The organism is Micromonospora sp. NPDC050686 (assembly GCF_040654475.1).
GTDB lineage: Bacteria > Actinomycetota > Actinomycetes > Mycobacteriales > Micromonosporaceae > Micromonospora.
This window is the reverse complement of the sequence record NZ_JBFAID010000043.1, coordinates 40444-65155: the sequence shown is the minus strand read 5'-3', so window position 1 is coordinate 65155 and position 24712 is coordinate 40444. Positions and strand designations below refer to the sequence as shown.

The window sequence follows — 24712 nt, the reverse complement described above, 5'->3', positions numbered from 1 at the left end:
GCCGCCCGCGGCCCGGGGGGGGGGGGGGCCCGGCCCGCTGCGGGGGGGCGGGGGGGCCCCGGGGGCGGGGGCCCGCCGGGCCGCCCGGAAGGCGGCCAGGGCCTGTTCCTCGCCGGCGACCTCGCGTGGGCTGGGCGGCGCCGCGGCGGCGGCGAGCAGCCGGGCGACCGGGTCGTCCGGCTGGCGGGGGGTGCGGGCGGCGTCGAGCATCCGCTCGCTCTCGGCGCGGTCCGCGGGCCGGCCGGACCGGTCGGGCCGGCGAAAGATCATCCGAAGTTCCCTCATCTCAACCGTCCGCCGGTTCGGCCCGGGGCGTCTCGCGCGCCGGCCGGCCGCCGGAGCGGGGCCGCGGTGGGATCCCCTCGGCCGTGGCGGGCGGTTGGGACAGGTCGTGTCGTTCCATCAGGCCGGCGAGGCGGCGCAGGCCACGGTGCGCCGCGGTACGCACGGCGCCCGCCCGCCGGCCCAGCACCCGCCCGGCGGTCTCGGCGTCCAGCCCGATCACCGCCCGCAGCAGCACCGCCTCCGCCTCACGCGGCGGCAGGGTGGCGATCAGCGCCAGCGCCGCCTCGGTGCCGATCGTCTCACCGGCGCGTTCCTCGGTGTCGGCGTCGCCGGCCAGTTCGCTGAGGGCCTGCACCGGCACCGGCAGCGACGGGCGGCGGCGCTGCCGGCGGAGGTGGTCCATCGCCCGGTTGCGGGCGATGGTGACCGTCCAGGCCCGGAACTCGCCGCCGGAGAAGGTCGGCAGGTCACGGGAGATCTGCAGCCAGGTCTCCGATGCGACGTCCTCGGCGTCGGCGCCCACCAGGGCGGTCAGGTAGCGCAGCAGGCCCGGTTGCAGGGTGCGGTAGAGCAGGCGGAAGGCCTCCTCGTCACCCGCCTGGGCGGCGGTGACCGCCTCGTTCAGCTCACCGGTCATGGATCCGCCGTCCCCGCCGTTCGCGCCGCTCGGACGAGCCCGCGACGAAGCCGTGCGCCCCTGCCCTGCGGTCCGGACTCCGGACCCCCACCTCAGCCCTCCGCAGACCTGATCGCCCCCACGTCACCCGGTCCGGCCGGCGGATCGGCACCCACACCGAACGCCTCCGGCGCCCGGCGCGGCGCACCGGAGCCGGGGAGCCGGCCCGAGCCGGGCTAACGGTAGGAGCGGACCGGGCCGGGTACAAGCCGACGCCGACGGCCGCCGGAGTGACATATCTCAACGCCGGGACACGGCGTGTCGACGTAACAGGAGACGAATCTTCGGCGCTGCCCCGCGCCCGGCCCGCGGACCGTCTCGCTGGGGATGACCGTTCTGGCAGCGTACCGGGCTCCTTGGTCGTTTCGGGTCACCGCTCGCCTGCGCGCCGTGACAGGATAGCCGGAGCCGTCCCGGCGGCCGATGGGCCACCGGGCCGTCGCCGACCCGCCCGGCCCGTTCGGCGGCGAGCCGGGCACACATGCTTTCCGACCGCCCTGGGTACCGTAGTCGGGTGTTGTCTTCGGAGGTCGTACTCAGCGGTCGGTACCGCCTGGACGAACGTGTCGCCACCGGCGGCATGGGTGACGTCTGGCGCGGCACCGACCAGGTGCTCGGTCGGCAGGTCGCGGTCAAGGTCCTGCTGCCGGCGCTGGTCTCCGACCCCGACTTCATCGCCCGGTTCCGGGCCGAGGCACGGATCATGGCCGCGCTGCGGCACCCCGGGATCGTGCAGGTCTTCGACTGCGGCGAGGACGAGCTGCCCGACGGCAGCCGGGCCGACTACCTGGTCATGGAGTTCGTCGAGGGCGAGCCGCTGTCCCGCCGGATCGAGGCCGCCGGCCGGCTCGGGGTGGCCGAGACCATGTCGGTGGTGGCGCAGGCCGCGCAGGCGCTGAACGCCGCGCACGCCGGCGGCATCGTGCACCGCGACGTCAAGCCGAGCAACCTGCTGGTGCAGGAGGACGGCACCGTCGTGCTGGTGGACTTCGGCGTCGCCCGGTCCACCAACGTCACCAGCATCACCAGCACCAACGCGGTGCCCGGCACCGCCCTCTACATGGCGCCCGAGCAGGCCTCCGGTCGCCCCGTCTCCGGTGCGACGGACATCTACGCGCTGGGCGCGGTGGCATACTGCTGCCTCACCGGCACCCCGCCCTTCACCGGCGACAACCCGTTGCAGGTCGCCGTCCGGCACCTCGACGACGAGCCGCCGGCGCTGCCCGACGACATCCCCGAGCCGGTCCGCGAGCTGGTCTCGCGCGCGCTGGCCAAGGATCCCGCCGACCGGTTCGCCACCGGTGCGGCGATGGCCGACGCGGCCCGGGCCGCCGGCGCCGACCCGTCGGCACCCACGACCGTGACGCCGGTGCCGCTGCGCGGCGCCACCGCCGTCACCGCCACCACCCGGGACGACCTGCCCGTGGTGCGGCCGGCCGCGGCGTCCGCGTCCGGCCGCGGCGCCCGGCGCGGGACGCTGATCGGCGCGGTCGCCGCCGTGGCGGTCGCCCTGGCGGGCCTCGCCGCCGCGCTCGGCGCCTACAAGCCGCCACCGACCGGCGAACCGGCCGTGGACATCAGCTCCACCGCGCCGGCGGCGGTCCCGAGCGGCCAGGCCGAACCGCGGCAGGGCGGCGGGACGTCCGAGGACGAGGCCGTCCAGCCGATCGGCCGCCCCGGTGGCGGCGGTGAGCGGCGACCGACGTCGACGCCGACGGCCACGGCGCCGCCGACGACGGCCCTGCCGACCTCGACCACGTCGCCCGCGCCCGCCGAGCCGTCGGCCACCCAGCCGCCGGAGCCGTCCGCCACCGCCACGGCCACCTCCCCGACCCCGTCCGACCCGACGCCGAGCACCGACCCCACAACCCAGGAGCCCCCGACCGAGCCCACGGCGTCCCCGGCGGCCGGGGGCTGACCCAGGCTGACGAGCGCCCGGACCGCCAGCGGATGGCGGGCCGGGCGCTCGGCCGTACCGGCCGGTGACGGGCCGATCGGGCGGCGCGGAGCCGATCGCCGGGTCAGTCGGCGCCGAGCGACGCCACCACCGGGCGGGCCAGCGCCCGCCGGGCCGGCAGGACGGAGGCCGCCAGGGCGGCCAGCACCGCCACCGCGAACATCAGGCCCAGCCGCCCCCAGGGCAGCACCAGGGTCGAGTCGCCGCCCACTTGGGCCAGCACCGCCATCGTCCCGGCGGCGACCGCCACCCCCAGCGCGACGCCGAGCGCCGTACCGACCGTCGCGGTCAGGGCCGCCTCGAGGGCGAGCAGGACGCGCAACCGTCCCCGGGTGAGCCCGACGGCCCGCAGCACGGCGTGCTCCCGGGCCCGCTCGAGCACCGAGAGGCCCAGCGTGTTGGCCACCCCGACCAGCGCGATGACCACGGCCAGCCCGAGCAGCGCGGTGACGAACGCCAGCAGCATGTCGACCGTGCCGGTGAGCATCTTCTTGTAGGCGGCCTGGTCCAGCAGGTTGGCCGTCGGATAGGACGCCAGGACCTCCTCGATCGCCGTCCGGGCGGCCGACGCCGGGACGCCGGCCGCCGGCTCCACCTCGGCGAGGAAGCCCCGCTCGGCGGGGAACAGGGCGGTGAAGTCGGCGTCCACCAGGTCGACGACGTGGCCGGGGCGGACCCCGCGCGGGGCGGGCGCGTCGGGGACGTCGGTGACCACCGCGGCGACCCGGTACGTCCGGCCGCCGACCGGCACCGACGAACCGACGGTCCAGCCCCGCGCCTCGGCCAGCTCCCGGTGCACCAGCACCGTCCCGGGACGCAGGTCGGTGAGGCGTCCGCCGACCACCTTCCCCACCGACCTGCCGACCAGCGCCGGGTGGACGGCGCGGACCTCGACGCCCGCGGTGCGGTGGCTGCGCGGCTCGTGCACCACGCCCAGCTCGGGCCGGCGGGCCAGCTCCGCGGCGAGCGACGCCGGCAGGTCGCCACCGATTCCGGTCACCAGGTAGTCCACCCCGATCCGGGTGTCCACCGCCCGCTCGATCCCCGCCTTGACGCTGGCCCCGCCGACCACGAACGCCGAGACCAGACCGACGCCGATCACCAACGCGCCGGCGGTGGCGGCGACCCGCCGCGGGTTGCGCACGGCGTCGGCGACGGCCAGCTCGGCCGTGGTCCCGAACAGCAGCCGCAGCGGCCGGTTGACCAGCCGCATCAGCGCGGGCACCAGCACCGGGCCGTACAGGACGATCCCGAAGAAGGTGAGCACCCCGCCGAGGGCGACGAGGGCGACCTGCCCGAACCGCGCGGCCCCGACCAGCGCCGCGGCCCCGGCCAGGAAGGCCGCCGCACCGGTCAGCAGCCGCACCCGGCCAGCCCGGCGGGTGACCTGCACGGCGGCGTCGGTGAGCGCGGCGACGGGCGGGACCCGGCTGCCCTGCCAGGCGGGCAGCGCCGCGGCGCCCACCGTGAGCAGCGTGCCGAGCGCCAGGCAGAACAGCATCGTCGAGCCCTGCAGGGTCAGCCCGCCGGCCACGCCCGGCACGGCGACCACCCGCCGCAGGCCCACGGCCAGGGCGGCACCGGTGAGCACGCCGACCGCCGAGGCCACCAGCCCGAGCACCGCGGACTCCAGCAGGGTGGCCCGGAACACCTGGCCGCGGCTCGCCCCGACCAGTCGCAGCAGGGCGGTCCGGCGGGTGCGCTGGGCCAGCACGATGGCGAACGTGTTGGCGATGACGAAGCCGGCCACCACCACGGCGACGGCGGCGAAGGCGAGCAGCCCCAGGGTGAACTGCCGGATGTCCTGGACAGCCTCGTCGACCGCCGCGTCGAGGAGCTGGTCCCGGTCCAGCACCCGCGTCCCGGCGCCGGTCAGGGCCGACACCCGGTCGACCAAGGTGGCCCCGGCGGCGCCGGGCGCGGCGGCGATCATGATCCGCCCGTAGCCGCGCTCCCCGGTGACGGCCAGGGCGTCGGCACCGACCAGGCCGATGAACGGCCCGCCGACGTCGCGGGAGGTGCCGGCCACGTCCACCGTGCCGACCAGGGTGTACGGCCGGGCCGCGCCCGCCGCGCCGCCGACCCGGACCGGCGCGCCGATGCGGAAGCCCTCCTCGGCGACGGTGGGCGCGTCGAGGACGACCTCTCCCGGCCGGTCGGGCAGCCGGCCGGCGACCACGTCGTACGACCGCAGGGCCGGGTCGGTGGGCACGGCGGCGAGCACGGCGTAGCCGAGCACGGGCCGCCCGTCCGAGCCGACGATCCCCCCGGTGCCGGTCAGTTCGCCCGCCGCCGCGGCCACCCCGCCGACCGCCCGGACCTGGTCGACCAGGGCCGGGGGGAGGGGCGTGGAGTCGGCGTACACCGCGACGTCGGTGTGCCGGTCGAAGGTGCCCGCACGGTCGTAGGCCCCGGCCCGCATCCCGTCGGTGAACATCAGCGTGCCGGCGACGAAGGCGACGCCGAGCACGACCGCCAGCGCGCAGAGCACGGACCGGGAGGCCTCCGCGCGCAGGCTGCGCAGGGTGGCACGCCGCAGGCCGCTCATCGGGCCGGTCCCGCGGTGGCCCGGGCGTCCAGCCCGGCGAGGGTGTCGAAGACCCGCTCGACGGTCGGCCCGGTCAGGTCCTCGACCGGCCGTCCGTCGGCCAGGAAGACCACCCGGTCCGCGTGGGCCGCGGCCGCCGGGTCGTGCGTCACCATCACCACCGTCTGGCCGAGGGTGTCCACCGCCTCCCGGAGCAGGCGCAGCACCTCCGCCCCGGAGCGGGAGTCCAGGTTGCCGGTGGGTTCGTCGGCGAAGATCACCTGGGGTCGGGTGATCAGCGCCCGGGCCACCGCCACCCGCTGCTGCTGGCCGCCGGAGAGCTCGTCCGGGCGGTGCCGCAGCCGGTCGGTCAGCCCGACGGCGGTCACCACCCGGCGCCACCAGGACGGCTCGGGTCGCCGGCCGGCGATGGCCAGCGGCAACATGATGTTCTCCTCGGCGGTCAGGGCCGGCAGCAGGTTGAACCGCTGGAAGACGAAGCCGAGCCGGTCGCGGCGCAGCAGCGTGAGACGCCGGTCGTCCAGCCGGGTCAGCTCGACGTCGCCGAGCCGGACCGTGCCGGCGGTGGGCCGGTCGAGTCCGGCGAGGCAGTGCAGCAGGGTCGACTTGCCGGAGCCCGAGGGGCCCATGATGGCCGCGAACCGGCCGGCGGCGAACTCGACGTCCACGCCGTCGAGCGCGACGACCCGGCCCGTGCCGGAGCCGTACTCCCGGCGCAGGCCGCGGGCGGCGACGGCGACGTGGTGGGCGGGTGGTGGAACGGACATGTGCGCGCCTCGTGAGGTCGGGGACAGGACGTCTCCGACGCTATGGACGACCGGTCCCGGCCCGCGTCAGCCCGCGCGCTCGACCCCGCTCCGCCCCGGGTCGTCCCCGACCGGGCGAACCCGTACGCCTCAGGTCGTACGGCCGGCTCAGCCGCCGGGGACGATCAGCCCGCTCTCGTACGCCAGGACCACCGCCTGCACCCGGTCCCGGAGCTGGAGCTTGGCGAGGATCCGCCCCACGTGGGTCTTCACGGTGGCCTCCGCGACGTGCGCGCGGGCAGCGATCTCCGCATTGGACAGGCCCCGCGCCACCAGCAGCAGCACCTCGCGCTCGCGCTCGGTCAGCAGGGCCAGCCGCGGGTCCTCGGCGGGGCCCGGGCCGAGCTGGCCGGCGAACCGGTCGAGCAGCCGGCGGGTGATCGCCGGGGCGACCACCGAGTCGCCGGCGGCGACCACCCGGATGGCGGCGAGCATCTCCTCCGGCGGCACGTTCTTGAGCAGGAACCCGCTCGCCCCGGCGCGAAGGGCGGCGAAGGCGTCGGCCTCGGTGTCGAACGTGGTCAGCACCAGCACCCGCGGCGGGCCGGTGGGCCGGTCCGCGCAGATCCGGCGGGTCGCCTCGACGCCGTCCATGGTCGGCATCCGGACGTCCATCACCACCACGTCGGGCCGGGTGCGGGCGACCACCCGCAGCGCGTCGGCGCCGTCGATCGCCTCGCCGACCACGACCAGGTCGGGCTGCGAGTCCAGCACCATCCGGAACCCGGCACGCACCAGCGCCTGGTCGTCCACGATCACGATCCGGACGGTCATCGTGCGGCCCCCTTCGTCGTCGGTTCGGCGGGCAGCGGCAGGCGGGCGACGACCTGCCACCCGCCGGTGGCCCGGGCGCCGGCCGCGAGGCTGCCGCCGTACACCCCGACCCGCTCGCGCATGCCGACCAGGCCGTGCCCGCCGGGCGGCGCGGGCCGCCCCGCCGGCCGGCCGCGCCCGTCGTCGACCACCCGGACCACGACGGCCCCGTCGGCGTACGTCAGGGTGACCGCGACCGTGGCCCCGACCCCGGCGTGCTTGAGGGTGTTGGTCAGTGCCTCCTGCACCAGCCGGTACACGGTCAGCGCGAGACCCGGCGGAAGCGCGCCGCCGGCGGGCACGGTCAGCTCCGCGCGCAGCCCGGCCGCCCGGAACCGGTCCAGCAGGGCCGGCAGCTCCGCCATGGTCGGCCGCCGGTGCTCCGGCTCCGCGACCAGCTGGTCGCCGGCCGGCACGGCGCGCGGCTCGCGCAGCACGTCCACCAGTCGGCGCATCTCCTCCAGCGCCTGCCGGCCGGTGTCGGCCACCACCCGGACGGCCTCGCGGGCGCGCTCCGGGTCCCGGTCGAAGGTGTACCGGGCCCCGTCGGCCTGCGCGATCATGACGGCCATGCTGTGCGCCACGACGTCGTGCAGCTCACGGGCGATCCGGGCGCGTTCGCCGGCCACGGCGGCCCGGGCCTCGGCCTCCCGCTCGCGTTCCAGGGTGGCCGCCCGCTCCTCCAGGCTGAGCACGTAGCGTCGGCGGGTGCGCAGGTTGAGCGCGGCCAGCCAGACGCCCGCGGTGATCGACCCGAACCAGATCGCGGTGACCCACCACGCGGCGGCACTGACCGTCTGGCTGGCGGCCAGCAGCACGCCGATCGCCGCCACCACACCGGCCAGCACGCCGTCGCGCAGCCGGTCGGCGTACTTCACCACGCTGTAGAGGGCGATCAGCACGGCCACGTCGAAGCCGAGCGCGCCCCACCCGGCGAAGACCTGCCCGAGGGCGAGCGCGGCGACCACCGCGGCCACCGCCGACGGACGGGTCCGGCGGAACAGCAGCGCCACCGCCATCGCGCAGCCGACCAGCGTCGCGCGCCACCCGCCCGGCTGGGCGACCAGGCCGCCCAGCGCGAGGGCCGCCACCAGGCCGGACACGGCGACGTCGAAGGCGACGGAGCGCAGCGGGCGGCCGAGGACGGTACGGTTCACAGCCCGCCAGCCTACGGACGGCGGGACCGTCGATGTGCGGTGCACCGGGCCGGCGTGTCCGGTTCAGGAGGCGACCAGTTCGCGCATCCGGTCGATCTCGATGCCCTGCTCGGTGGCGACGTCGTTGGCGAACTGGGCCAGCGTCAGGTCGGCGCCCACCTTGAGCAGGTCGACGGCCATGGTGACCCCGCCCTGGTGGTGCTCGGTCATCATCCGCACGAAGAGCCGGTCGAACTCGGTCCCGTGGGCCGCCGCCAGCCGGCGCATCGCGTCGGGGCTCTGCATTCCCCGCATCGACCCGTGGTCGTGCCCGGGCGCCTCGGTCGACAGTCGGCGGGCCGCGAGCCAGCCGCCCATCACGTCGACCTCCGGCCCCTGGCTGGCCCGGATCCGGTCGGCCACCGCCCGGATCCGCGGGTCGGTGCTGCGCTGCGGCGCGAGCTCGGCCATCTCCAGCGCCTGCCGGTGGTGCGGGATCATCATCCGGACGAACCACACGTCGAGTTCGTTGTAGGCCGCCTCGCCGGTGGGCGCGACCTCCCGGCCGGGGCGGGTCACCGCGGTCTCGCCGGGCCGGCCGGGCGCGATCACCGCGGGGCCGGCGCGTGCATGGGCGACGGCATCCTGATGGACATCCGGGACCGGGAGAAGCCCCGGGTGATCAACCGGGTGCGGGACACCGAGAACTTCGCCTTCTGGCACTCCGCCACGTTCAACAACGCCGGCACGAAGGTGGTCTTCACCGACGAGCTGGGCGGCGGCGGCGCGGCGACCTGCAACGAGCAGATCGGCCCGAAGCGCGGCGCGAACGCGGTCTACGACGTGGTCGGTCGCGGCGACAACCGCTCGATGGTCTTCCGCAGCTACTTCAAGATCCCGCGGGTGAACGGACCGACCGAGAACTGCGTGGCGCACAACGGCTCGCTGATCCCGGTGCCCGGCAAGGACATCATGGTCCAGGCCTGGTACCAGGGCGGCATCTCGGTGTGGGACTTCACCAACTCGGCCAAGCCCAAGGAGATCGCCTTCTGGGAGCGGGGCCCGCTCTCGGAGACGGCGAACGTCACCGGCGGGGCCGGGTCGACGTACTACTACAACGGGCACATCTACTCCAGTGACATCCGCAAGGGCCTGGACGTGCTGAAGCTGACCGACCCCCGGACCTGGCCGGCCGACCTGTTCCGGTTCCGTGAACTGAACGTGCAGACCCAGGGCCACTACCCCGGCAACTGAGCCGGCAGCACCCAGGGCCCGGCCGGCGGTTCGGTGGCCGGGCCCACCCGGCTGCCCGCCCACCCCGGCCCGCCCGTCCCGCCCGGTGGTGCAGACCCTCGGCCGGTACCGACTCGACGACCTCGTCGGGCAGCTGCTCGGCCCGGCCGGCGGCACGCTCGGGGCGCTGCACGCCGGCGGCACCGGGGCGCTGCTGGCCAACGGGGTCGACAACCTGCCGGCGTACGTGGCGGGCGAGGCGGTGCTGCCGGTGGGCGACGAGCGCCGGCTGCCAGCCCTGCTGGTCGGCACGAACGTGGGCCCGCTGGCACCCCGTGCGCCTCGCTGGCCACGCTGATCTGGTACGAGCGCTGCCGGGCGGTCGGGGTGGCGGCGCCGACGGCGCGCTTCCTGGCCACCGGGGCGGTGCTCGCCGTCGTCGGCACCCTGGCCGCCGTCGCCGCCCTGCCGCTCACCCACTGAGGCGGGCGCCGGCACCGGTCGGGCCGGCGCGGACGGAACCGGTCAGCTCATCGGCAGCTGGTAGCGCCGCTCGCCGCCCCGGGTCGCGGTGACCACCCGCATCTCGCCCGAGCGCAGGTGGTAGGTCACCGACCAGCGGGTGTGCGACTGCCGTACGGCGTCGAGCAGCCTCAGCGCCGTCCGGGCGTCCGCCACCCCGCCGGAACGGTCCAGCTCCTCGGCGATCACCCCGTACCGGCGGTCGGCGCGGCGGCGCTGCTCGGCCACGCCGATCACCGGCACGTTGGTCAGCGCCCGCCAGGGGCCGCTCCCCTTCTCGGCCCGCATCGTGCCGTCGACGAACTCGACCACGGCGGATGCCCCGGTGGCGTCGGCCACCAGGTAATGCATCGGCGGCCCGCCGCCGAAGTCGAGGTTGTGCCGTTCGAAGACGGCGATCGCCTCGTCGACCGTGGCGGCGGTGTCCAGCACCAGCCGGATGACCCGGACCCCGCCGACCAGCGGCCGACCCGGCACCGGACGTGCGCTGGCCTGGTCGTCGTTGGCCAGCCCCACGGCCAGGCCCCGCTCGTTCATCCCGTCGAAGGGCAGTAGCGGCGCGTTGAGCAGCCGACGGTCCCCGGTCGGGTCGTCGCCGACGCCGAGGTAGCGGATGTCCACCATGGAGACCGAGGCGTAGCCGTCCGGCGGATCGGTCCGCAGCACCAGGGCCGGGTTGGGCTCCCAGTCGAAGTTGCGGGCGAAGAGCGGCTGGTCGCGATCGCCGAGGGCGGCGAAGAGCGAGCAACCGAAGGGGGTCGGCGGGGCCGTGACCGAGGTGCCGACCGTCGGGTCGTAGTCACCGACGTAGGTCATCTCGTACAGCGGCAGGTCGTCGACCTTGCGCAGGCTGGCCAGGGTCCGCTCGACCTGCCCGGCGTCCTGACGGGACGCGGTCGGCTCGCCCGGCGCCGACGCGGACTCCGGAGCCGGGGTCCGCGGGCTCGAACAGGCGCCGAGGGCGAGGAGCAGGGCGACGGCTCCGGCGACGAACGGGGACCTGCGCATACCGGTGACGCTAGGACAGAACGTGGGCAGTGTCCACGTCGGTCGGCCACGGCGACCGGACCTGACGACGGGGACGCCGCCTACCGGTGCGGGCGAGGTGCGGGCACGACCAGCCGCACCTCGGGCCGTCACGCCGCCAGGATGCTATGCCGCCACACCGGCTCACACCCCCAGCTCGGCCTCGTACGCCCGGCGCAGCCGGGCCCGGGCCGAGGGAGCGAGGCAGACGTGCCAGGCCTGGCCCTCGTCCACCACGTTGACCTCGTTGGCCTCCTGCCGGGCCAGCAGCAGCCCGGCCAGCGTGTCGGCCGCGCCGAACCGGCGGAACCACCGCATCTCCAGGTCGACCGCCCAGCCCAGGCAGTGCCCGCTGGGGACCATCGCGGCGTAGCCCAGCCGGCGCAGCCGGTACTGGTGCTCGGCGCTACGGACCAGGCTGGTCACCCAGAGCGGCGGGGTGCCCCCGGGGGCGGCCGCGGCGAACTCGCGGCCGATGTCGTTGAGCAGCGCCACCACCTCCCGCCGGCACCGGCGGAAGCGCACCCCGGCGGTCCGCGGCCGGGCGTGCGGCAGCACCCGGCGGTGCACCGCGCGCAGGCCCCGACCGATGATGCTGGCCGGCTGCTCCTGGTAGCGGAACCGGATCAGGTCCCGCCGGCGCAGCCACTCCAGGTCGACCAGGTCCTGGCTGGACTCGACCTCCGCGTCGGTCAGGAAGGGCGCCGTGTGGCGCCACCACATCACGTCCACCCGGGACAGCAGGTAGATCCGGACCAGCGCGGTGAGATCGCTCGCCGAACTGCGGGCGTTCGGCTGGTAGCGGGCCATCTCCAGCAGCAGCGTCTCGCGGGCGCCGACGTACCCCTGCGGGGTGGCGTCGAGGACCGCGACGATCGCCGGGTCGCGCAGCCGGTCGTCGAGCAGCGCCTGCCGGGCCCGGGTCGCCGGCGCGTCGGCGAGGGCGCCGAGCTCGACCACCAGGTCCAGCACGGCGGTCCGGTACGCGGCCACGTCCGGGACGCCGGGCCCGGATCCGCGGCGCGGGGTGGTGAGCGCGGCCCGGCGGGCCGGGGCCGGGGACGGCACCCAGCGGCCGGGTTGGGAGCCGGGGCTCCGGCTGGGCACTCGCATGGTCGGGCCTCCCGCGACGACAGGGTGTGCTCACTGGCCGAACCCACCATATGCACCACGAAAGCCCGAACCGCGAACGATCCTCCCGTCTCACCCCAATGAGGGGCGTTCGGTGCTCAACGCCTGCACCCGGGCGTAGGACGGGACGTCCGGCAGCGGGTCGGCGGCACCGCCCCGGATCGCGTCCGCGAGGCCGACCGCGGCGGCGAGCGCGGCCCGGAACAGCAGTGACCCGGTGCTCACCCGGGCCACCCCGAGCCGGCCGAGCTCCGCCGGCCCCGGCCCGCCCGGCCGGTGGAGCAGGTTCAGCGGCGCGGCCAGCTCCGCCACCAGCGCCCGCACGTCCTCCGGCGCGGTGACGCCGGGGGCGAAGATCCCGTCCGCCCCGGCGGCGAGGTACGCCCGGCCGCGCGCCAGGGCCTGGTCCAGCGGGTCGGCCACGCCGAGCCACCACGCGTCGGTACGGGCGTTGACGAACAGCCCCGGCACGGCCGCCTTCACCGCCGCCACCTTGGCCGCGGTGAGCTCGCGGTCGGCGAGCCGGCCGTCGGCCCGGCCGTCCTCGATGTTGATCCCGACCACCCCGAGCCCGGCGAGTTCGGCGACGTACGCCGCCACCTCGGCCGGGTCGTCGCTGAACCCGGCCTCCACGTCGACGGTCAGCAGCACCGGCAGCGGGGCGAGCAGCCGGGCCAGGGCGAGATTCTGCGCCCCGGTGGCCGCCGTGCCGTCCGGCAGCCCGTGCGCCGCAGCCACGCCGAGACTGGTGGTGCCGATCGCCGGATGCCCGGCGGCGGCCAGCGCGGCGGCCGAGGCGTGGTCCCAGGCGTTCGGCAGCAGCAGCGGCCGGCCGGGACGGTGCAGGGCGCGGAAGGCGGCGAAGCGGTCGCTCATCGGGGGCTCACCTCAAGGTTGGCCGGGACTCGCAGGGTGGGGTGGGGTTCGGGGCGTACCGGTCCGGGCGCCGTCCGGCACCGTTCGCGCAGCACGTCGAGCACGCCGGTGGCCAGTGCCAGCGCGTGCCGCTCTGCGGGGCAGCCGCGCGGGCCGGCGCCGAAGGTCAGCGCCCGGTCCGGCCGCCCGGGGACGAACCGGTCCGGCTCGGCGAAGACCGCCGGGTCCCGATTGGCGGCGTCGAAGCGCAACAGCACCGGCTCCCCCGCGCGGATCCGCCGGCCGCCGAGCGGCAGCGCGGCCACCGCCACCCGCCGGGTGGCGGCCACCGGCGGGTCGAGGCGGAGCACCTCGGCCAGCACGTCGGCCGTGCCGGCGGCCGGCGGTGCGGCCAGCACCCGCGGGGCCGCCAGGCCGATCAGGCCCGCGGTCGCGTCGCAGGCCTGCACCAGCAGGCCGATCCGGTTCGCGGTGACCTCCCGCCCGGCGGGCGGCGACAGCGCCAGCAGGTCGGCCACCGCCGCATCCGCGCGGCGCACCCGGTCGGCGTCCGCGCCGGGGTGGTAGGCCGCGGCGACCGCGGCCACCGCCGGCGCGGCCCGCTCCGGCGGGCGCAGGCCGAGCCGCCCGGCCAGCACCTCCAGGGGTACCCGCCGGGCCAGCGCGGCCATCACGTCGAGCCGGTCCCCGGCCCGGTCGAGCGCGGCGGCGGTGGCCGAGGCGGCCGCGGCCCGCAGCTCGTCGGGGGCCAGCCCGGCGAGGGCGGCGACCGCGTGGGCCCGCCGGCCGGCGTGCCGGTCGGGGGCGCTGAACCGGCTGACCGTGGCGCGCAGCCAGGCCAGCGTGCCCGGCGGGCCGGCCGGCTCGGCGGTGGGCACCACCAGGTCCCGGTGGTGGAGCGCGGCGCGCACGTCGGCGTACCGGGTCACCGACCAGGTGTCGGCGGTACGGGTGGGCGGGCCGCAGGGCGGGATGACGGTCACCGGGCCGACGCTAGGCGCGGTTCGTTTCGGTACCCGCCGAACCGCGGGCGGCCGGGCTCGGCGCCCGCCGCACGCCGCGGCCCGTGAGTGGCTCAGGCCGGGCCGGTGCGGGCTCAGGCCCGGCCACTGCCGCTCTCCGGCCGTTGCTCGGGAGCCAGGTCGGCCGCGGCGACGCCGAGCAGTTCGGTCAGCGCGGCCGTCCCGGCCGGGGTCAGCCGCACCGCCCGGCCGGCGCCCCGGACCGTCCAGCCCTGCTCGAACAGGTGCCGGCACAGCACCGCGCCGAGCGTCCCGGCGAGGTGCGAGCGGCGTTCGGTCCAGTCGAGACAGTCGCGGACCAGGGGGCGGCGGCTGCCCGGCTCCGGCTCGACGGCCACGCCGAGCGCCGCCAGCCGGGCCCGCCCCTCGGGGGTGATCGCGAGCCCGCCGGCGGTGTCCAGCAGGCCCTGCCGCAGCAGCCCGTCGCGCAACGTCACGCCGAGCCGGCCGGCGAGATGGTCGTAGCAGGTCCTGGCGTACGCCAGGGCGGTGCCGGCCACCGCGGCGCGCAACGAGCCGGCGGGGCGCGGCGGCGCCGGGGCGTGCCCGGCGAGATCCTCGATCAGCTGCGCCACCGACGGGCCGGCCAGCCGCAGGTAGCGGTGCCGCCCCTGCCGCTGCTCCACCAGCAGACCGCCGCGGACCAGCCGGGTGAGGTGGTCGGTGGCGGTGGACGGGGCGACCCCGGCGTGCCGGGCCAGCTCCCCCGCGGTCCAGGCCCGCCCGTCGAGCAGGGCCAGGCAGAACGCGGCTCGCGTCCCGTCGGCCAGCAGCGCGGCGAGCCCCGCCACCCCCCGCCCATCGCCGAGCACTTTCGTCATCCCCCCATCATGCCCGCCCCCACCCCCTCCCCCGGTCGGGCAGCAACGTCACTGAACTTGTCGCCTCGCCGCCCCGGTCAGGCAGCAACGTCCGTGAAGTTGTCGCCTGGCCGGGGCGTCAGCAGGGCGGACGCTTCCGCGTCGAGCGGCCGGAAATCTTTACAACGTTGTATCCAACGTTGTAGACAGGACACCGCAGTGACCCTTGTCGACCCACACCTAGGCAGGTCTGATGGGACACCTCCGCCGCGGCGGCGCCCTCGCCGTCGTGCTCGGTCTGCTGCTGGCCGCGACGCCGGCTGCCGCCGAGCCCACCACCCGCTACCGCAATCCGATCTCCGCCGACTTCGCCGACACCTTCGCCGACCCGGTCGTCGTCCGCGGCCCCGACGGCCTCTGGTACGCCTACGGCACCACCGACCCCCTCCACGAGGGGGAGAAGACGTTCCACCGGGTGCCGATGGCCCGCTCCGCCGACCTGGTCGACTGGACGTACGTCGGGGACGCCTTCGGCCCCGGCCAGCGCCCCCCGTACGCGGCGCCGGACGCGGGCTTCTGGGCCCCCGACGTGCGTTACCTCGACGGCCGGTGGGTCATGTACGTGACCGTCACCAACACCACCGTCTCCCCCGCCGGCGACGACTTCGCCATCGGCGTCGCCACCGCGCCCGGCCCCACCGGCCCGTGGACCTTCGCTCCCGAGCCGGTGGTGGCGCCGCGCCCCGGCGGGGGCGGCGGCTGGCTGTGGACGATCGACCCGAGCCAGTTCACCGACATCGACGGCCGCACGTACCTCTACTACGGCAGCTACTACGGCGGCATCTCGGTCACCGAGCTCTCCGCCGACGGGCTGCGCGCGGTCGGCGAACCCACCCTGGTCGCCGTCGACAACAAGTTCGAGGGCAGCTACGTGCTGCGCCACGACGGCTGGTACTACCTCTTCGCCTCCACCGCCAACTGCTGCGCCGGCCCGGCCACCGGCTATTCCGTCCACGTCGGCCGGGCGACGAGCCCGCGCGGCCCGTTCGTGGACCGCGACGGGCTGCCGCTGGTCGCCTCCCGCGCGGGCGGCACCCCGGTGCTCACCCAGAACGGCAACCGCTGGATCGGCCCCGGCCACAACGGCTTCCTCACCGACCTGTCCGGGCAGGACTGGATCGTCTACCACGCCATCGACCGGGCCGACCCGTACCTGGACGAGCCGTTCGGCATCAACGAGCGCCCGATGCTCATCGACCGCCTGGACTGGGTCGACGGCTGGCCCACCGTCAACGCCGGCGCCGGGCCGTCCGACGGCGCGCGCCCCGCGCCGGTCACCACCGCCCGGTTGGACGAACGCTTCACCTCGGCCGGGCTGGCCGGCTGGCGCTCGCCCACCGGCGACTGGCGGGTGACCGGCGGGGAACTGGTCGGGACCGGGACCCTCACCTCCCGCACCGCCACCGGCGGCGACGTCCGCGCCGAGACCGACCTGCGGCTGGCCGGCGCGGACCGGGCCGGGCTCACCCTCAACGGGCGGGTCACGGTGACCGTCGACGCCGCCGGCCGACTGACCGCCCGGCAGGGCGATCGCACGGCCACCGCGCCGGCGCCGGCCGGCTTCGACCCCGCCGCCCGGCACAACCTCGCCGTCGAGGTACGCGGACGCCAGCTCGTCGCCGAACTGAGCCCGGCCCGCCTCGGCGACCAGTTGGGCACCGTCGAGCTGACGCTGGACCGGCCGGCCGCCGGGCCGCTCACCCTGGTCGCCACCGGCGGGCGGGCCGCGTTCGACAACGTCAGCGCCACCCGGCTCCACGAGCCGATCCGCACCGTCGCCGCGCCCCCGCGCGTCGGTGCCCCGCTGCCGGCGTTCTCCGACGAGTTCTCCGCCGGGCTCGACCCGGCCTGGCGGTGGATCCGGCGCAACCCGGACGCCACCGTCGCCGACGGGCGGCTGCGCTGGCCGGTCGAGCCGACCGACCTGGTCGGCACCGGCAACACCGCCGGCGTGCTGCTGCGCGACGCGCCCACCGGGAACTACGTGGTGGAGACGAAGGTGACCCTCGACCTGGGCGAGGAGACCGTGCGCAACTACCAGCAGGCCGGGCTGATCGCATACGTCGACGACGACCGGTTCGCCCGGCTCAGCCAGGTCGCCATCTGGAACACCCGGCAGGTCGAGTACGGCTACGAGCTGCCCTTCGCCGGCCAGCCGGTGTACGGCGGCAACATCCTCGGTACCCCGGCGAAGACGACCTGGCTGCGGTTGGCGCACCGGGTGGACCCGGGGAACGGCGAGCACGAGTTCCGGGCCGGGTCGAGCCGGGACGGGGTGCACTGGACCTGGGGCGGGGTGTGGACGTTCCCGGCCGACACCACGCCGCGGATCGGGCTGGTGGCGCAGGGCGGCGCCGAGCCGCCGGTGACGGCGGAGTTCGACTACCTGCGCATCTACCGCTGATCCCGGCGGTGCGGCCCCCGGCGCCCCAGCGGGCCGGGGGCCGCACCGTCGCGGCCGGGCGGCTCGGACCGCCGCCGGTGCCGGGGCAGCAGCCGCAGGTAGAGGACGGCGTTCGCCACCGCCACGACGGCGCCGAGCAGATACGCCGAGGAGTCGCCGGTGTCGTCGGGCTCCACATCCGCGCACTCTGCCAGACGGGCACCTCCGGTGCGGGCACTCAGCGGCGGCGGCGCGCCGCCGCGGCCCGGTCAGCTCGGGACGCCCGACAGCGACCGGACCGTCCGGCTCTCCCCGTCGTAACTGCGCGCCGCGACGAACTCCCCGCGCGGCCGGTCCACCCCGGCCACCGCCCGGGCCAGCCGCCGGTCGGCGTCCCGGAAGCGCAGCGCCAAACTCAGGTGCGGCACCCAGCGCCCGGGCCGGTGCCACGGGCTCCCGCGCTCCGGACCACCGAGCACGTCCCAGACCGCGGCGTGCAGCGCCGCCAGCTCGGGGCCGGGGCGGACCAGCCAGGCCAGCGGCGCGCTGCCGTCGAGCACCTCGATCCGGTCCAGCCGGGCCGGCAGCGGCAGCACGGCGGCGCACAGGTCGGCGATCCGCTCCTCGGCGCCGGGCGGGAACGCGTCGACCGCCGCCAGGGTCAGGTGCGGCCGGTTGGTCGGGTGGGCGTTGCGGGCCAGGCTGGGCAGCCCGGCGGCGGCCAGCCGGGACCACGCCGCCCGCACCGCCTCCTCCAACCCCGGCGAACAGAGCAGCTCGACCGTGTGCACGCCCGTCAGGCTAACCGGGTCACAGCCAGCCCGCGTCCCGGGCGATGCGCACCGCCTCCGCCCGGTCCGCCGCGCCGAGCTTCTGCACGCTGGCGGTCAGGTAGTTGCGGACGGTCCCGGCCGACAACTGGGTGCGCCGGGCGATCACCGCGACCGGCGTGCCGTACTCGGCCAACCGCAGCGTCTCCAGTTCCCGGGGGGTCAGCGGGCACTCGGGCAGGGTCAGCGCGTCGGCGGCGAGGGCCGGGTCGACGTACCGGCCGCCCCCGTGCACCCGGCGGACCACGTCCGCGAGGGCCCCGCCGGGCGCCCCCTTGCGCAGGAACCCCCGGGCCCCGGCGGTGAGCGCCCGGCGCAGGTGACCGGGGCGGCCGTGGCCGGTGAGGATCACCACCGCGCAGGCCGGCAGGACCCGGCCCAGCTCGGCGGCGAGCTCGATCCCACCGGGCGGCGGCATCTCCAGGTCGACGACCGCGACGTCCGGGCGGTGGGCCAGTGCCGCGTCCACCGCCGCCCGCCCGGTCGCGGCCTGGGCCACCACCGTCAGGTCCGGCTCGAGACCGAGCAGGGCCGCGAGGGCGGTACGGATCAGTTCCTCGTCGTCGGCGAGCAGCACCCGGATCACGGCGTCACCGGCACCCGCGCCCGCAGGACGAACTCGTCGCCGTCCCGGCCGGCGTCCAGGCCGCCGCCGCCCGCGGCGAGCCGCTCGGCCAGCCCGCGCAGCCCGTGGCTGTGCCGGTCCGGTACGCCGGCCGCCGCCCCGTCGTTGCGTACCGTCATGGTGATCATGTCGTCCTCCCGGTCGACGTCGATCCGGCACCAGGCGGCCCGGCTGTGCCGCAGCACGTTGGTCCCGGCCTCGCGCAGCACCGCGGCGAGGTCGGCGGCGGCCCGGGCGGGCAGCTCGCCGTCCGGGGACCGCACCGTGCAGCGCACCCCGCACGAGCGCAGCACCTCCCCCACCGCACTGAGCTGTTCGGCGAGGTCGACCGCCCGGTAGCCGTGCACCGCCTCGCGGACCCGGTGCAGCGCCGAGCCGGCCAGCCGGCGTACCTCGTCGGCCTCCCGGCCGGCGCGTGCGGCGTCGACCGGCGCGAGCCGGGCGGCCAGCTCCGCCTTGAGCGCGATCACCGTCAGGTCGTGCCCGAGCAGGTCGTGCACGTCCCGGGCGAAGCGGAGCCGTTCCTCGGCGGCGGCCAGCCGGACCCGCGCCTGCTGGCCCTGCCGGGCCTCGACCAGCAGGTCCCAGAACCACACCTGCACCCGGTTGACGGCGGCCACCCCGGCCCCCACCCCGGCCGTGATGATCAGGTACTGGGTGAGGTCGCCGCCGGTCCACCGGGCCACCCCGGCGGTGACCGCGAGCACCCCCGCCGACGCGGCCAGCGCGGCGGGCGTGGCCAGCAGCAGCGGCGCCGTGCCGACCAGCGTGGCACCCAACCAGGCCCAGGTGGGCCAGGCGCCGGCGGCGACCGGCCCGGCCAGCGGCACGCTCAGCGCGGCGGCGGCGACCAGCCCGACCTGGCAGCGTCGCCGCCAGCGCTGGGCCAGCCAGGGGGTGACCGCCGCGTAGAGCACGGCGGTCTGCGCGACGGTGAACGCGACCACGGCCAGCCCGCCGAGCGCGACGCGCACCGGGTCCGGCTCCCGGGTCAGCCCGACACCGGGCAGCACCAGGCCGGTCCAGACCCCGAGCACCAGCGAGGCGAGGGTGACCTGGCGGGCGCGGCGCAGCCGCCGGTCCGCCCCCGACCACGCGCCCTCGACCGTCATGTCCGCCGATCCTAGGGGCAGCGTCCTCCGGCGGTCCGGAGGTGGCCCGCGCGACGGTTGTGCCGGTCGCCGGCACGCGCCGGTGGGCATGATGAAAAGCTCTCCCCATGAGCTCCGCACCCGTATCGACCGACCCCACCCCCGCCGACCAGGACGAGGCGAGCGCCTTCGCGGACCTCGGGCTGCGGGCCGAACTGCTGGCCGCGCTGAGCGCCCTAGGCTACGAGGAGCCGACGCCGATCCAGCGGGAGGCGATCCCACCGCTGCGCGAGGGCCGGGACCTGCTGGGTCAGGCGGCGACCGGTACGGGCAAGACCGCCGCGTTCGCGCTGCCGCTGTTGCAGCGGATGGCGGAGGACCGCCCGAGCGGCGATCCGCTGGCGCTGGTGCTGGTGCCCACCCGGGAACTGGCGGTGCAGGTCTCCGAGGCGTTCCACCGGTACGGCAAGGACCTCGGCGCCCGGGTGCTGCCGATCTACGGCGGGCAGCCGATCGGTCGGCAGTTGCGCGCCCTGGACGCCGGGGTGGACGTGGTGGTGGCCACCCCTGGCCGGGCCCTGGACCACATCGCCCGGGGCACGCTGCGGCTGGGCAACCTGGACACGGTGGTGCTGGACGAGGCCGACGAGATGCTGGACATGGGCTTCGCCGAGGACATCGAGGCGATCCTGGAGCACGCGCCGGCGCAGCGGCAGACGGTGCTCTTCTCGGCGACCATGCCGGCCCGGATCGACGGGCTGGCCCGCCAGCACCTGACCGATCCGGTCCGCATCCAGATCGAACGCGAGCGGCCGGTCGCCGGCGAGGCGCCGCGGGTGCGGCAGAGCGCGTACATCGTGGCGCGGGGGCACAAGCCGGCGGCGCTGGGCCGGGTGCTGGACGTGGAGTCGCCGACCGCGGCGATCGTCTTCTGCCGCAGCCGGGAGGAGGTGGACCGGCTCACCGAGACGATGAACGGCCGGGGTTACCGGGCCGAGGCGCTGCACGGCGGGATGAGCCAGGAGCAGCGCGACCGGGTGATGGGCCGGCTGCGGTCCGGCACCGCGGACCTGCTGGTGGCCACCGACGTCGCGGCTCGGGGGCTGGACGTGGAGCAGCTGACCCACGTGGTCAACTACGACGTGCCGTCGGCGCCGGAGTCGTACGTGCACCGGATCGGCCGGGTCGGCCGGGCCGGCCGGGAGGGGGTGGCGATCACCCTCGCCGAGCCGCGTGAGCACCGGATGCTCAAGACGATCGAGCGGGTGACCGGCCAGCGGATCGCCATCGACAAGATCCCCACGGTGGCCGACCTGCGGACCCGGCGGCTGGCACTGACCCAGGCGGCGCTGCGGGAGTCGTTGCTGGAGGACGACCTGGAGCCGTTCCGGGTGATCGTGGAGTCGCTCAGCGACGAGTTCGACATGATGGAGGTCGCGCTCGCGGCGGTGAAGCTGGCCCACGAGGCGACCCTCCCCGGCTCGGACGACGAGGAGGAGGAGATCCCGCAGGTCGCCGTCCGGCCGGCCCGGGAGGGCCGCCCCGGCCCGGAGGGTCGCGGCGAGCGGCGCGGCCCGGCCCGCCCGCGCGGGGCCGGCACCGTCCAGGTCTTCGTCGGCCTGGGCCGCCGGGCGGGAGTACGCCCGCAGGACCTGGTCGGAGCGATCACCGGTGAGACCGGGGTGCGGGGCCGGGACATCGGCTCGATCGAGATCGCCGACCGGTTCTCGCTGGTGGAGGTGCCGGTGGGCGTCGCCGACGAGGTGATCCAGGGGCTGCGGGGCAGCACCATCAAGGGGCGCAAGGCCACTGTGCGGCGGGACCGCGACGGGGACGGGGGCGGCGAGCGCCGCTTCGAGTCCCGGGACCGGCGCGATCACCGCTGATCCACCTGGACGCCGGCCCCGGTCGACGACGACCGGGGCCGAACCGCAGGAAGCGGGACGATGTCCGACGGCGGGGGCACGACCAGCCCGAGCGCCCCGGTGCGGGTCGGCGGCATCGAGCCCACCCGAGCGGTCCCGTCGCGCAGCCGGTCGGCGCCGCCCGCGCCGTGGCGGATGCCGCCTCAGCAGTTGCGGATCAACCAGCGACCTCGGGTTGAACGGCAGAGGTGAATCAGATCTCACATATGAGGATCGGTTCTGCCGAGCTTTTCGGATCGGTTACCGGGTCGCCGGGATCGCCGATCCCGGCATGGCACTGCCGGTGACCGGTTCGCGCACCGGTCACCGGCAGTGCCGCTCAGGCGGCCCTCACCGGCAGTGCCCGTTCAGCCGGCCGTCACCGGCGTGCCGCCCAGGGTCTCCGCGTCGACGTCGGCCGGGCGCAGCGCCAGGGCGAGCACGTCGGCCACGTCGGTGAGCGGGTGCACGGTCAGCGCCTCGCGTACCTCGGCGGGCAGGTCGTCGAGGTCCGGCTCGTTGCGCTTCGGGATGATCACCTCGGTCAGGCCGGCCCGGTGTGCGGCGAGCAGCTTCTGCTTCACCCCGCCGATGGGCAGCACCCGGCCGGAGAGGGTCACCTCGCCGGTCATCCCGAACTCGGGGCGTACCGGCCGGCCGCTGGCCAGCGACGCGAGGGCGGTGACCATGGTGATGCCGGCGCTCGGGCCGTCCTTGGGCACCGCGCCCGCCGGGACGTGCAGGTGGATCCGCCGCCCGGCGAGGGCGTTCGGGTCGAGCCCGAGCCGCCGCCCATTGGAGCGCAGGTACGACAGCGCGATGTGCGCCGACTCCTTCATCACGTCGCCGAGCTGGCCGGTCAGGGTCAGCCCCGGCTCGCCCTCCATGCTGGTGGCCTCGATGAAGAGCACGTCACCGCCGGCGCCGGTGACCGCCAGGCCGGTGGCCACGCCGGGCACCGCCGTCCGCTCCGCCGACTCCGGGGTGTGCTTCGGCCGGCCCAGGTAGCGGGCCAGGTTGTCGGCGTCGACGCGGACCGGGGCCGGGTCGGTGGCCAGCGCCACGGCGACCTTGCGCAGGATCCTCGCCAGGGCCCGTTCGAGCTGCCGGACGCCGGCCTCCCGGGTGTACTCCCCGGCGATCAGCGCCAGCGCCTCGTCGGCGACGGTCACCTCGCCGGCGGTCAGCCCGGCCCGCTCGAGCTGCCGGGGCAGCAGGTGGTCCCGGGCGATGGCCACCTTCTCGTCCTCGGTGTAGCCGTCCAGGGTGACCAGCTCCATCCGGTCCAGCAGCGGGCCGGGGACGGTCTCCACCACGTTGGCGGTGGCCAGGAAGAGCACGTCGGACAGGTCGAGGTCGACCTCGAGGTAGTGGTCGCGGAAGGTGTGGTTCTGCGCCGGGTCGAGCACCTCCAGCAGGGCCGCCGCCGGGTCGCCGGAGTAGCCGACGGCCAGCTTGTCGACCTCGTCGAGGAGCACGACCGGGTTCATCGAGCCGGCCTCGCGCAGGGCGCGGACGATCCGGCCGGGCAGCGCGCCCACGTAGGTGCGCCGGTGACCGCGGATCTCCGCCTCGTCCCGCACGCCGCCGAGGGAGACCCGGACGAAGTTGCGCCCGAGCGCCCGGGCGACCGACTCGCCGAGGCTGGTCTTGCCGACCCCGGGCGGGCCGGCGAGGGCGAGCACGGCGCCGGAGCCGCGACCACCGACCACGCCGAGGTTGCGCTCCGCGCGCCGGTTGCGCACCGCGAGGTACTCCAGGATGCGGTCCTTCACGTCGGCCAGGCCGGCGTGGTCGGCGTCGAGCACCGCGCGGGCCGCGGCCAGGTCGGTGTTGTCCTCGGTACGCGTGTTCCACGGCATCTCGAGGACGGTGTCCAGCCAGGTCCGGATCCAGCCCGCCTCCGGTGAGGCGTCGCTGGCCCGCTCCAGCTTGCCGACCTCGCGCAGCGCCGCCTCGCGTACCTGCTCCGGCAGGTCGGCGGACTCCACCCGGGACCGGTAGTCGGCGGAGCCGTCCGGCTCGTCCTCGCCGAGTTCCTTGCGGATGGCGGCGAGCTGCTGGCGGAGCAGGAACTCGCGCTGGGACTTCTCCAGCCCCTCGCGCACGTCGGTGTTGATCCGCTCGCTCACCTCCTGCTCGGCCAGGTGCTCCTTCACCCAGCCGACCAGCAGTTCGAGGCGGGCGGTGACGTCCGGGGCGGCGAGCAGTTCGGTCTTCTGCGCCAGGCTGAGCCAGGGCGCGTAGCCGGCCGAGTCGGCCAGCTCGGAGAGGTCGGTCATCCGCTCCATGGCGTCGATGACCTGCCACGCGCCGCGTTGCTGGAGGACCGAGGTCATCAGCGCGCGGTACTCGCGGGCGAGTTCCCGGGCCTTCCCGGCCGGGGCGGGTTCGTCGAGTCGGGTGGCCTCCACCCAGAGCGCCGCGCCGGGTCCGGGCACGCCGGAGCCGATCCGGGCGCGGGACAGGCCGCGCACCACCGCGGCGGGTTCGCCGCTGGGCAGTCGGCCCACCTGCTCGATGGTGGCGATCACGCCGACGGGTCCGTACTCGCCGTCGAGGCGGGGCACGGTGAGAAGCTTCTTGTCGCCGGTGGCCCGGGCCGCGTCGACGGCGGCCTGGGTGGTCGGGTCGAGGGTCACCGGGATGACCATGCCGGGCAGCAGGACGGCGTCGGTCAGCGGAAGTACCGGAAGAGTTGCCATCGAACACCTGCCATCACGTTGAGTTGAGCGTGTCTGGCTCAAGTCACAAACCGTGCCCCGTTGTTCCGGCGTGTGACCCAGGACACGCTCCGCGGCGCCGCGAACCACACCGGTGGCCCACCCGCCGGCAAATGGGCGGCCAGGGGCCTGCCGATTGGCAGCGGGCGGCTTTCCCTCGACGGGCGGCACCCGTCGAATGGGAATTGGCGCGTAATGTTGCGATTATCCCGGCGCATACGTCAAACTCTTGGGCAGACCCCGCCCGACACGAGGAGTAATTGGC

General features: G+C 76.3%; 19 protein-coding genes and 3 pseudogenes. 5 read left to right on the top strand and 17 right to left on the bottom strand.

Going from position 1 to position 24712, the window contains the following annotated elements; genetic code table 11:
* Nucleotides 1–270 (bottom strand): annotated as a pseudogene (locus tag AB0H57_RS24050) (hypothetical protein); the annotation flags it as partial.
* Nucleotides 271–286: 16 nt separating this feature from the next.
* On the bottom strand, nt 287–922 hold the full coding sequence (locus AB0H57_RS24045; RefSeq protein ID WP_357510003.1) for an RNA polymerase sigma factor: 636 nt from the start codon (nt 920–922) through the stop codon (nt 287–289).
* A 553-nt stretch (nt 923–1475) separates the two neighbouring features.
* On the opposite strand from AB0H57_RS24045, the gene AB0H57_RS24040 reads away from it, so the two are divergent.
* The gene (locus AB0H57_RS24040; protein ID WP_357510001.1) at nt 1476–2879 is read left to right on the top strand and encodes a protein kinase; all 1404 of its coding nucleotides are present in this window, start codon (nt 1476–1478) and stop codon (nt 2877–2879) included.
* A gap of 103 nt (nt 2880–2982) precedes the next feature.
* Here the strand turns inward: AB0H57_RS24040 and AB0H57_RS24035 are convergent, their stop codons facing one another.
* From AB0H57_RS24035 to AB0H57_RS24015, 5 genes and pseudogenes are all read right to left on the bottom strand, one after another.
* Complete coding sequence (locus tag AB0H57_RS24035) at nt 2983–5466, bottom strand: FtsX-like permease family protein (RefSeq protein ID WP_357509999.1); 2484 nt, start codon at nt 5464–5466, stop codon at nt 2983–2985.
* Nucleotides 5463–6233, bottom strand: a complete 771-nt coding sequence (locus tag AB0H57_RS24030) for an ABC transporter ATP-binding protein (protein WP_357509997.1) — start codon at nt 6231–6233, stop codon at nt 5463–5465. Before AB0H57_RS24030 ends, AB0H57_RS24035 begins: the two co-directional genes overlap by 4 nt.
* Nucleotides 6234–6380: 147 nt before the next feature.
* Nucleotides 6381–7046, bottom strand: a complete 666-nt coding sequence (locus AB0H57_RS24025) for a response regulator transcription factor (protein WP_357509995.1) — start codon at nt 7044–7046, stop codon at nt 6381–6383.
* Nucleotides 7043–8242 carry a histidine kinase gene (locus tag AB0H57_RS24020; protein WP_357509993.1) on the bottom strand — a complete coding sequence of 400 codons (1200 nt, stop codon included), beginning with the start codon at nt 8240–8242 and terminating at the stop codon, nt 7043–7045. The genes AB0H57_RS24025 and AB0H57_RS24020 overlap by 4 nt, the downstream gene beginning before the upstream one ends.
* 63 nt (nt 8243–8305) lie before the next feature.
* Nucleotides 8306–8845: pseudogene (locus AB0H57_RS24015) on the bottom strand (DUF305 domain-containing protein); the annotation flags it as partial.
* Here AB0H57_RS24015 and AB0H57_RS24010 point away from each other — a divergent pair.
* Both AB0H57_RS24010 and AB0H57_RS24005 read left to right on the top strand, forming a co-directional pair.
* Nucleotides 8840–9475 (top strand): annotated as a pseudogene (locus tag AB0H57_RS24010) (hypothetical protein); the annotation flags it as partial. The pseudogenes AB0H57_RS24015 and AB0H57_RS24010 sit on opposite strands and share 6 nt — an antisense overlap.
* A gap of 85 nt (nt 9476–9560) precedes the next feature.
* Nucleotides 9561–9812 carry a hypothetical protein gene (locus AB0H57_RS24005; protein ID WP_357509991.1) on the top strand — a complete coding sequence of 84 codons (252 nt, stop codon included), beginning with the start codon at nt 9561–9563 and terminating at the stop codon, nt 9810–9812.
* Nucleotides 9813–9979: 167 nt separating this feature from the next.
* On the opposite strand, the gene AB0H57_RS24000 is transcribed toward AB0H57_RS24005, so the two are convergent.
* The 5 genes from AB0H57_RS24000 to AB0H57_RS23980 form a co-directional block, all read right to left on the bottom strand.
* Nucleotides 9980–10984, bottom strand: coding sequence for a C45 family peptidase (locus AB0H57_RS24000; protein ID WP_357509989.1), 1005 nt, complete (start codon nt 10982–10984; stop codon nt 9980–9982).
* Nucleotides 10985–11146: 162 nt separating this feature from the next.
* A complete protein-coding gene (locus AB0H57_RS23995; RefSeq protein WP_357509987.1) occupies nt 11147–12115 on the bottom strand; it encodes a DUF5715 family protein in 969 nt (322 codons plus the stop codon).
* 90 nt (nt 12116–12205) lie between these two features.
* Complete coding sequence (locus AB0H57_RS23990) at nt 12206–13009, bottom strand: isocitrate lyase/phosphoenolpyruvate mutase family protein (protein ID WP_357509985.1); 804 nt, start codon at nt 13007–13009, stop codon at nt 12206–12208.
* The gene (locus AB0H57_RS23985; RefSeq protein ID WP_357509983.1) at nt 13006–13992 is read right to left on the bottom strand and encodes a cytochrome P450; all 987 of its coding nucleotides are present in this window, start codon (nt 13990–13992) and stop codon (nt 13006–13008) included. The genes AB0H57_RS23990 and AB0H57_RS23985 overlap by 4 nt, the downstream gene beginning before the upstream one ends.
* 113 nt (nt 13993–14105) lie before the next feature.
* Nucleotides 14106–14852, bottom strand: a complete 747-nt coding sequence (locus AB0H57_RS23980; protein ID WP_357509981.1) for a winged helix-turn-helix domain-containing protein — start codon at nt 14850–14852, stop codon at nt 14106–14108.
* A 232-nt stretch (nt 14853–15084) separates the two neighbouring features.
* Here AB0H57_RS23980 and AB0H57_RS23975 point away from each other — a divergent pair, with 232 nt between their 5' ends.
* Complete coding sequence (locus tag AB0H57_RS23975; RefSeq protein WP_357509979.1) at nt 15085–17295, top strand: family 43 glycosylhydrolase; 2211 nt, start codon at nt 15085–15087, stop codon at nt 17293–17295.
* Here the strand turns inward: AB0H57_RS23975 and AB0H57_RS23970 are convergent.
* From AB0H57_RS23970 to AB0H57_RS23955, 4 genes are all read right to left on the bottom strand, one after another.
* On the bottom strand, nt 17286–17471 hold the full coding sequence (locus AB0H57_RS23970) for a hypothetical protein (protein WP_357509977.1): 186 nt from the start codon (nt 17469–17471) through the stop codon (nt 17286–17288). The genes AB0H57_RS23975 and AB0H57_RS23970 overlap by 10 nt on opposite strands.
* Before the next feature lie 72 nt (nt 17472–17543).
* Entirely contained in the window at nt 17544–18065 is a 522-nt protein-coding gene (locus AB0H57_RS23965; protein ID WP_357509975.1) for a 2'-5' RNA ligase family protein, read from the bottom strand.
* Nucleotides 18066–18084: 19 nt separating this feature from the next.
* Nucleotides 18085–18690 carry a response regulator transcription factor gene (locus AB0H57_RS23960; RefSeq protein WP_357509973.1) on the bottom strand — a complete coding sequence of 202 codons (606 nt, stop codon included), beginning with the start codon at nt 18688–18690 and terminating at the stop codon, nt 18085–18087.
* Nucleotides 18687–19841: a histidine kinase gene (locus AB0H57_RS23955; RefSeq protein ID WP_357509971.1), complete on the bottom strand. Its 1155-nt coding sequence runs from the start codon at nt 19839–19841 to the stop codon at nt 18687–18689. Before AB0H57_RS23955 ends, AB0H57_RS23960 begins: the two co-directional genes overlap by 4 nt.
* A 107-nt stretch (nt 19842–19948) precedes the next feature.
* Between AB0H57_RS23955 and AB0H57_RS23950 the strand changes: the two genes are divergently transcribed.
* Nucleotides 19949–21706, top strand: coding sequence for a DEAD/DEAH box helicase (locus AB0H57_RS23950; RefSeq protein ID WP_357509969.1), 1758 nt, complete (start codon nt 19949–19951; stop codon nt 21704–21706).
* A 386-nt stretch (nt 21707–22092) separates the two neighbouring features.
* Here the strand turns inward: AB0H57_RS23950 and lon are convergent, their stop codons facing one another.
* Nucleotides 22093–24429 carry an endopeptidase La gene (gene lon / locus AB0H57_RS23945; protein WP_357509967.1) on the bottom strand — a complete coding sequence of 779 codons (2337 nt, stop codon included), beginning with the start codon at nt 24427–24429 and terminating at the stop codon, nt 22093–22095.
* Nucleotides 24430–24712: the final 283 nt, after the last annotated feature.

Coding starts and splice junctions, on each gene's coding strand:
- AB0H57_RS24045 (WP_357510003.1), bottom strand. CDS start 922: ATGACCGGTGAGCTGAACGAGGCGGTCACCGCCGCCCAGGCGGGTGAC.
- AB0H57_RS24035 (WP_357509999.1), bottom strand. CDS start 5,466: ATGAGCGGCCTGCGGCGTGCCACCCTGCGCAGCCTGCGCGCGGAGGCC.
- AB0H57_RS24030 (WP_357509997.1), bottom strand. CDS start 6,233: ATGTCCGTTCCACCACCCGCCCACCACGTCGCCGTCGCCGCCCGCGGC.
- AB0H57_RS24025 (WP_357509995.1), bottom strand. CDS start 7,046: ATGACCGTCCGGATCGTGATCGTGGACGACCAGGCGCTGGTGCGTGCC.
- AB0H57_RS24000 (WP_357509989.1), bottom strand. CDS start 10,984: ATGCGCAGGTCCCCGTTCGTCGCCGGAGCCGTCGCCCTGCTCCTCGCC.
- AB0H57_RS23995 (WP_357509987.1), bottom strand. CDS start 12,115: ATGCGAGTGCCCAGCCGGAGCCCCGGCTCCCAACCCGGCCGCTGGGTG.
- AB0H57_RS23990 (WP_357509985.1), bottom strand. CDS start 13,009: ATGAGCGACCGCTTCGCCGCCTTCCGCGCCCTGCACCGTCCCGGCCGG.
- AB0H57_RS23980 (WP_357509981.1), bottom strand. CDS start 14,852: ATGACGAAAGTGCTCGGCGATGGGCGGGGGGTGGCGGGGCTCGCCGCG.
- AB0H57_RS23975 (WP_357509979.1), top strand. CDS start 15,085: ATGGGACACCTCCGCCGCGGCGGCGCCCTCGCCGTCGTGCTCGGTCTG.
- AB0H57_RS23955 (WP_357509971.1), bottom strand. CDS start 19,841: ATGACGGTCGAGGGCGCGTGGTCGGGGGCGGACCGGCGGCTGCGCCGC.
- AB0H57_RS23950 (WP_357509969.1), top strand. CDS start 19,949: ATGAGCTCCGCACCCGTATCGACCGACCCCACCCCCGCCGACCAGGAC.
- lon (WP_357509967.1), bottom strand. CDS start 24,429: ATGGCAACTCTTCCGGTACTTCCGCTGACCGACGCCGTCCTGCTGCCC.